Genomic DNA, 5,768 nt, shown 5'->3' with positions numbered 1-5,768 from the left:
CTTCCGTATATTGCTAATTTCTTTATCTCCTTATTTTCTCTCTTCTCAAATAACTGTTCAACTTCCATTGCCTTCTTCTCTTCATGCATCGACTCGTAAGTCTCTAATCTTTCTTCCCTGAGTTTTCCTACTTCATCGCTACTTCCCTCTTCTCCGTTTAAGCCTTCTTTTAACTTCTTCTCCTTTTCTTCAACTAATTGCTTCTTAAGTATGGCTAAATTAATATAGCTATCTGCTATCAGGCGGTCTTTTATTATTAAGTTATTTAGATGTTTAAAATTTGAATAATAATTTCTTAGTGCAGATATAATCTCTTCTTCTGAACCACTTTGCTTTTCTCCAAGGATTTCAACTTCTCCTGCTATTTTTGATATCATTCTTTTATTTAAATAAGAACTTTGGGAGAGTAGGTCGTTTAGGCGCATTTAATGTAACAAGTATTTAAATTTAATTTAATACTTAACATTGTTTATTGCATTATAACTAGCAACTACTCATTTATTAAAATTAGATACTATATATTTATTACATTTATAGGTTTTAAATTAAGCTATTATTTTAGATAAATTTTAGTCTGACCTTCTTTAAAAGAAACACATGGTTAATATTGAGAATATAAACTTTTTTTCTTTAAAAGTATGTTTTCGCTCTATTATATTTCTCCACATCCCCTCACACAGCTTTTTTGTTTTCTCCGTAGCTTTAAATCTTTCTTACTTTAATTTTCATTAATACTAAATATTAACAGACTAAAAAAGTAATGATCTACTTATCTTAAACATCTTACATATCTCTTCTATGCTGTTACTCTTATCTGCATATAACCTTCTCATCATCAGTAATTCCGGCTCACTTAACTTCTTCGGCCTTCCGCCTAACCTACCCCTTGATCGTGCTGCACCTAACCCTGCTAAGGTTCTCTCCTTTATTATATCTTTCTCAAATTCAGCTATTGCTGCAAATATGTGATCGTTTATTACACTGCCTTACTTAAACAAATTTGTAAGGTATTCTTAAAATTATACAGAAGCAAAATTTCTAAATAGAAAATTTTACTTCTGTATTGCTTAGCTAGTTAGCTGTTATGCTACACAGATCAAGGATATCAACTTATGTAACTGTAAAATCTTTTTATAATTATTTGATTGTTTTAATAATTTAGAAATCAAATTTTATATTAGCTAGCAAGAGATGCTGGGCTGGTTTGTACTTAAAAGTATGATTGTCATAGCTACTAGCATCATATCTTTTAATATTACTAAATTTTATTGAAGGTGTGTAATGCAGCCTATATCCCAAGCCGACCTTTAGATGCTGTGTTAGTTTTGATTCAACTCCAGTTCCTACTTGAAAGGCTAAGCCGGTTTTAGATTTAGAATGCTGAGGCGTTGTATAAGGATAATAAATATTAAGTTCAGCTTTATTTTTAGATGCTCCAATTCCAACCATCATATATGGAGTTAATAAAGTGTCATTATTAAAATCATAGTACCCATTTAGCATTATATCTAATCTTTTTATATAAGCCTTAGCTTCAGAATTTTCACCAACAAAGGGAGTTTCATATGTAATGAATGAATTAGCTCCCTTTAAATAATTTATTGCAATTTCTCCCCTAAACTCAGGTGTTATATAAGTCCCTAAAGCTACCTCTATTCCCGGCATTCCAACATTACTTTTACCATCTTCCCTAATTGAAAAGGGACCATTCCGAAGATAATTATTAACTTTCATACTACCTTTGCCCCCTATGAAACCTAATGAAACATACCCTTTAGAATAAAGATTGTCTGTTGTGGTAGTACTTATTTGCTCCGCATAAGAATTATAGCTAATGCAACTAAGAGCTATTGTACTTAATATAGTAGTAAGTTTATTCATAATGCTTTTTTGAATTATATATCATTTTTACAAAAATATATATATTAGAACATTATTCAAGCTATTTATCACTTAAACACAAATCATCGTAATACTTTTTAAGTATAAACTTAAGTCTATATTTATTATGAGTTAACAATTTTTTATAATTTTAAGGTATTATATATGTGATCAGTAAAACTTCCGTCTTCATTAAGCTAAGAGCTGGATATCATTGCTCCTGCTATCTTCAGAGCTTCAATGATTACTAGATGTAGTTATTATTCATAATATCTCTCTACCACCTATCTCTATTCTCATCTAGAATCCTGAGCTTTTCCTTCACTCTTCTTCTCAGCTCGTCTTCATCTATGTTTTCATCTTCTTCAAAATATTCATCATCCCTAGGCCAGAAGTCTTCTATGTCTATTGCTTGCAACTCATCAAATATCTTTAAAAACAAGCTGTTTTCAGGATATGTTATATAAGGTCTGGAAAGCCTGTCATATTCTTCTGAGCTAAGGTCTTCAAATAATCAAATTTGTAGCTCTCTTAATGGAATGTTTTTATTATCTTCCTCCAAGTCATCCATTCTTTGATCTAAAAGTTTTCTTTTAAAAGTTTGACCATCCATATTGCCTTCAGCAAAATCTTTCATCATTTGATAATATTCACACCTGTTTTTATATATTGTGTTACTCGTTGTACATTACCTGTATTTTTTAAAGATTTAGGTATGCCCATTATCATAGTCATATATATGCTGAACAAATAACTCACCTACTTTTAAGGTCAAATGTCCGTGATCTGTAAAACTTCCATTTAATTAAGAAATTAAATCTTTATCTGGATCTATATCATCAAGACCTAATTCTTTTACATCTATACCAAAACCTTCTGCTTGTTGCATTATATACGATATCACCCTGTGAAATGCAGAATAATAACCACTTTTAAACTTATTATCTCTATGATTATGAAAATCTTCTTTAGCTTCCAATGCAAACTTTTTTAGCCCTGGGCCTAGATCCATTAAATAATATTTATATTTATTACATTCTTTTGACATTCTGGCACCCTATTAATTTTTATTAAATTTTGATTCTAGTATTTTTTCAGCGATATATTTAAATTCTTTAGCTCTTACTATATCATTATTCCAATGCTTAATCTTGTTTTCTTTGTGTTCTATATCTAATAAGTCCCAATCAGGAACATGAGATTTAGGGTTCTGTATATACTCTTCATGCTTAGCAACATTTTTATCAAACGATTTGATAGATTTCTTAAGTTGATTAATATCTTGTTCCATAAACCTTTTATATTGCCCATGGTGCACACCCCCCTCTTTTATAGCTTCCATATACGGATCGTTGCTATAGATAGGTTGTTTTACACCCTCTCTTTCTAATTTAACTTTCTCACTAATATCAGATCCTTCAACTTTCGCCTTACCCGCTGTATCAACATGTACATCAGCCTTACCATCTATTTTAGTATCTTTCACAAGCTTACTAACACTATGTTTAGTTAAGCTCGTAAATAACTTACCTAAACCAATAACCTCAAAAAACTTTAGTACGTATCCTTGCTCCTCTGTCGGCTCGAACTTAGCAGCTATATCTCCAACTTCCCTCTCCACTCCACCGATTCCCTCCGCAACCTTAGTTCCACCCTCTGAACCAAATACTTTACCACTTAAAAATATTATATTACCTTTACTCCATGAATAACCTTTACCCATATTTTCTATCAAAAAATCTACCGGTTTATTTACGTATTCAAGTAGGGTATCTACTACTTTTGATCCTTCAGGAAAATTATCACTTAGCTTTTTAACACCAACCCCTCCCATGTGTAAAATCCAGCCACCAGCTGCTTTTGGTACTTCTAATATCAAAGTGCTACCAAATATGATTTCTCCTACCTTCTTTCTACTAAAATATTTTTCTGTTTCTCTCCCAAAAAAGCCTTTTTCTTCTGAGGGTTTTTCTGTTTTTTCCTCACCCTGCATATCAGGCATAATTGATGGTCCAACCGGTTCATCATATATCTTCCTACCTTTATCCTCCGGTTGTGTGGACTCAGCCTTAAATCTTTCCTTACTTCCTGATTCTTCCTTATTGCTATACCCTGAACCTTCCTTTAGATCCCACAATAAATGAATAATTCTCTGGGTTTCACAGTGCACCCATTATCCTAGTCATATGCTAGAAAGTATAATTTAATAATAAAAATTAATATTTCTTTTAATGTATTATATAATTATGGGTTCAGGTTTTTATAATTTCCTCCTTACTAATAATTCTGCTGCTTAATAAATCTTTTTCGGCTTCAAATTTATCTAACTTTAAGCTTTCTAAAGGTATACTAAATGCTTGTGCTTGCATTTGTAATAAAGATAATACTTCTACATATGCCATTAACTTCCCAGATAGGTAAATATCATTTGGCTTGTTTATTGCATTGTTGTGTATATCTATGGCATTTTCGATTAGTAAATAAATACTATCTTTAAAATAGTCTGCTATTAAAGTATTTAAATTATTCATTCCTATTACCTCTATTTTTTAGAATACCTTCTAATATTAATTTTTGCTCTTCTTGTCTTTTAATGTCACTAGGCCATTTCTTGCTTATTAAATCTTGTTGATGTTCAGGTCTTAAATTATTCCAGTTCTCAGTTTTAGTAGGATTAGCAATTTTATCTTGATGATTTTTAATTTGTTTATCAATAGATCTTATTCCTCTTTCTAACTCTATATCAGGTTTATCCACATATTGCTTAGCCCATATCTGATGTTTACCACCTTCTCTCATTGCTTCCTGATATGGATCTAATTTAATATCATCCACCTTACCTTTAGCCTGCGTCTCAACATGCACATCAGGTTTACCATCAGATTTAGTCACACTGCTTTTTAAATTCTTTTTAAATATTTCCTTAGCCGCATATCCTGCCCCAAATAGTTTTGCAGCTGCATCTGCTGCCGTGTAGATTCCATTCATCCCCTCCTTCTGCTTGTCACTCATTCCCTCTTTTATTAGTTCATCAGCCTCTTCTATTAAATTTGATACTTTCTTAAGTCCTACATCAGCTTCCTCCTTCCCTATAAGTATTCCTATAAACCCTTTTACTGATATTCCTAAGAGCCCCCAAGTCCTATCCCATATCGTTTTAACTACCTCTGCTCCTTCATATACATTAGGATAATTCTCCTTAACATTCTCTTTCGCTGCATCTATTACTTCCTTAGTTGCAGCACTTGCATCACCTACTTTGTCTAATAGATATCCTATAGATCCATCAACCCTTTTATCTCCTCTTATTAGTACTTCTTCTTTTTGATTTGCTTCCTCAGTGTTACTTGATTGATCTTGCGGGGCACCATCTTGATTCTCTTCAGCTTCAGTATAACTTGTAAAATCGGGGAATGAGTCTTTGCCGTTATTGCTTTCAGCTTTAAATCTTTCCTTACTTCCTGATCCTTCCTTATTGATATCTTCTGAACCTTTAGATTCTTTATCTTCTCCTTGCTTTTTCCTATTCTCCTTAGAGCTTCCTTCCTGCTCTTTTTCCGACTCCTTCTCAGGTTCCTTCTCCTCTTTCACGTTATCTTTATTTTGCTTAGCCTTCTCAAATTCCTCCTTAGCTTTGCTTTCATCACTTGCAAATATCTTGCTAAACTGATCATATGCAGATCGGAAATACCCTCCTACAGCTTCTTCCCAATCTATGTTCCCATTCTCATCTTTCGGTATGTTGCGCTTTGCTTCATCAGTATCAAAACTGCTGAAGTATCCTTTGATTGTTTCAATATCATAGTTTGTAGACCAGCTTTGCGGTTGACTCGCATCTCGGTTTGCTTTTTCAGTTTCACAAGTATCGCCTTCACAAACTATCGTCC

Annotated in this window: 8 protein-coding genes; all 8 read right to left on the bottom strand. The window is 32.5% G+C overall.

What is annotated here, in order from left to right:
• A partial coding sequence (locus NF27_RS07655) for a hypothetical protein (protein ID WP_152606875.1) occupies positions 1-425 on the bottom strand: 425 nt, incomplete at its 3' end.
• Positions 426-749: 324 nt separating this feature from the next.
• A complete protein-coding gene (locus NF27_RS13235; RefSeq protein WP_338140443.1) occupies positions 750-929 on the bottom strand; it encodes a helix-turn-helix domain-containing protein in 180 nt (59 codons plus the stop codon).
• Positions 930-1,158: 229 nt separating this feature from the next.
• Positions 1,159-1,881 carry an outer membrane protein gene (locus tag NF27_RS11325; protein ID WP_053332687.1) on the bottom strand — a complete coding sequence of 241 codons (723 nt, stop codon included), beginning with the start codon at positions 1,879-1,881 and terminating at the stop codon, positions 1,159-1,161.
• A 277-nt stretch (positions 1,882-2,158) separates the two neighbouring features.
• The gene (locus NF27_RS12550; RefSeq protein WP_161791837.1) at positions 2,159-2,299 is read right to left on the bottom strand and encodes a hypothetical protein; all 141 of its coding nucleotides are present in this window, start codon (positions 2,297-2,299) and stop codon (positions 2,159-2,161) included.
• Positions 2,300-2,686: 387 nt separating this feature from the next.
• On the bottom strand, positions 2,687-2,929 hold the full coding sequence (locus NF27_RS12720) for a hypothetical protein (RefSeq protein WP_039457840.1): 243 nt from the start codon (positions 2,927-2,929) through the stop codon (positions 2,687-2,689).
• Positions 2,930-2,941: 12 nt separating this feature from the next.
• Complete coding sequence (locus tag NF27_RS07640; RefSeq protein WP_039457839.1) at positions 2,942-4,051, bottom strand: hypothetical protein; 1,110 nt, start codon at positions 4,049-4,051, stop codon at positions 2,942-2,944.
• An 82-nt stretch (positions 4,052-4,133) separates the two neighbouring features.
• The gene (locus NF27_RS07635) at positions 4,134-4,412 is read right to left on the bottom strand and encodes a hypothetical protein (RefSeq protein ID WP_039457838.1); all 279 of its coding nucleotides are present in this window, start codon (positions 4,410-4,412) and stop codon (positions 4,134-4,136) included.
• Positions 4,405-5,768 (bottom strand): hypothetical protein (locus tag NF27_RS12800; protein ID WP_053332686.1); only part of this gene is annotated, 1,364 nt, incomplete at its 5' end. The genes NF27_RS12800 and NF27_RS07635, both read right to left, overlap by 8 nt.

The sequence above is a fragment of the Candidatus Jidaibacter acanthamoeba genome (assembly GCF_000815465.1).
GTDB lineage: Bacteria > Pseudomonadota > Alphaproteobacteria > Rickettsiales > Midichloriaceae > Jidaibacter > Jidaibacter acanthamoebae.
This window is presented reverse-complemented; position numbering and strand designations above follow the sequence as displayed.

Excerpts from the sequence above, each read along its gene's own strand:
- NF27_RS11325 (WP_053332687.1), bottom strand. The coding sequence starts at position 1,881 with ATGAATAAACTTACTACTATATTAAGTACAATAGCTCTTAGTTGCATT.
- NF27_RS12720 (WP_039457840.1), bottom strand. The coding sequence starts at position 2,929 with ATGTCAAAAGAATGTAATAAATATAAATATTATTTAATGGATCTAGGC.
- NF27_RS07635 (WP_039457838.1), bottom strand. The coding sequence starts at position 4,412 with ATGAATAATTTAAATACTTTAATAGCAGACTATTTTAAAGATAGTATT.